The sequence below is a fragment of the Streptomyces sp. S3(2020) genome (assembly GCF_013044505.1).
Classification (GTDB): Bacteria; Actinomycetota; Actinomycetes; order Streptomycetales; family Streptomycetaceae; genus Streptomyces.
In genome coordinates this window covers 1-1,620 of the sequence record NZ_JABERD010000493.1, presented here as the reverse complement: position 1 = coordinate 1,620, position 1,620 = coordinate 1, and the positions used below count along the sequence as shown (strand labels likewise).

Annotated in this window: 2 protein-coding genes; one reads left to right on the top strand and one right to left on the bottom strand. The window is 74.1% G+C overall.

The window, feature by feature from the left end; all coding sequences use genetic code 11:
• Window positions 1-197: 197 nt before the first annotated feature.
• Window positions 198-830: a response regulator transcription factor gene (locus HLK59_RS49875; RefSeq protein WP_171148309.1), complete on the bottom strand. Its 633-nt coding sequence runs from the start codon at window positions 828-830 to the stop codon at window positions 198-200.
• Window positions 831-921: 91 nt separating this feature from the next.
• Between HLK59_RS49875 and HLK59_RS49870 the strand changes: the two genes are divergently transcribed.
• Window positions 922-1,413 (top strand): amino acid transporter, encoded by a 492-nt coding sequence (locus HLK59_RS49870; RefSeq protein WP_171148308.1) that lies wholly within the window; start codon window positions 922-924, stop codon window positions 1,411-1,413.
• Window positions 1,414-1,620: the final 207 nt, after the last annotated feature.

The following is a 1,620-nucleotide window of genomic DNA, read 5'->3' as shown; positions in this document are numbered from 1 at the left end:
GGGTGGGGTCGGGCATGGGGCGGATCTGCCAGTCGCGGTATCCGGGGCGACCACGAGGTCTCGGACCGACGGTGCTCCCACCGGAGCCTTCCTGACCAGCGCTGACGTGGCTGCCCCCACCGCGGCCCGAGGCCCGGCCAGTCCGCTTCCGCTGTCGGTCTTCCCGGCTTCGGGGTGTCCTCGACCGGGCGTCCCCGTCACACCCACCCTTGCTGGCGTGCCTCCCGCAGTGCCTCCGTCCGGTTGCGGGTGCCGGTCTTGCCGATCGCGGAGGAGAGGTAGTTGCGGACGGTGGACTCGGAGAGATGGAGGGCGGCGGCGATGTCGGCGACCGTCGCACCGTCCGCCGAGGCGCTCAGTACGTCGCACTCGCGGGAGGTGAGGGGGTTGGGGCCGGCGCTGAGGGCGGCCGCGGCGAGGGCGGGGTCGATGACCGTCTCGCCGGTCAGGGCGCGGCGGATGCAGGAGGCCAGTTCCTCGACGGGGCCGTCCTTCACGAGGAAGCCCGCGGCGCCGGCTTCCATGGCCCGGCGGAGGTAGCCGGGGCGGCCGAAGGTGGTGAGGATCAGGACCCGGCAGTCGGGGGCCTCGTCCCGGAGCTCGGCGGCGGCGTCGAGGCCGCTCTTGCCGGGCAGTTCGATGTCGAGGAGCGCGACGTCCGGGCGATGGATCAGCGCCGCGTCCACGATCTCGTCGCCGGCCCCCACCTGGGCCACGACCTGGATGTCCGCCTCCATGCCGAGCAGCAGCGCGAGCGCGCCCCGCATCATCCCCTGGTCCTCGGCGAGCAGAACCCTGATGGACTTGGCGGGCCGGTGGTCCCGGGGCATCTCGTTCACGGCCCAAGGGTAGGGCGCGGGGGCCGGGTGCGCCCGGTGCGGAGCCGTGCCGGTGTGCCGTGCACCTAACATGCTCCAAGTGATGTCGGCCGACGAGGTGTTGTTCGTGCTCGACGTGTTGCGCCGAGCGCGTGTGGAGGTCTGGGTCGGTGGTGGCTGGGGCGTGGACGCGCTGGTCGGTGAGCAGACCCGGGACCATCGCGACCTCGACCTGATGCACCGCCTGGAGCAGGAGCCAGCCGTCACAGCGGCCCTGTCCGAGGCCGGTTACGTGGAGAGCCTCGACTGGCGCCCCGTCCGCTTCGTGGTGACGGCCCCGGACGGCGGGGAGATCGATCTGCACCCCCTGGTCTTCGCCGCGAACGGCTCCGCGACGCAGTCCTCCTTCGACCCGCGGAACCCCTTCCCGTACCCCGCCTCCGCCTTCGTGACCGGCACGATCAGCTCCACCCCGGTGCCCTGCCTCTCCGCCGCCCAGCAGGTCCACTTCCACCAGGGCTACGAGCCGACGCCCCGAGACCGCCACGACATGGCACAACTCCGCCGGGTCTTCGGTATCACCACGCACTTCTGAGCCGCCCCACCCCGAAGACCGCGCCCCCCCCCCCACCGACCGGCGCGGCACCCCCGCGTCACACCTGCCGCCGCACCCCCGCCCCTCCACGCCCGCCCGCGCGGCGCACCTGGTGGGCGACACCCACGGCGGTGCGACCTCAGCGCCCGGCGCGCGGACGAACGTCGAGGCCGGCCCGCCCCGCCCCCGCCGCCCGCCGCGCCCGCC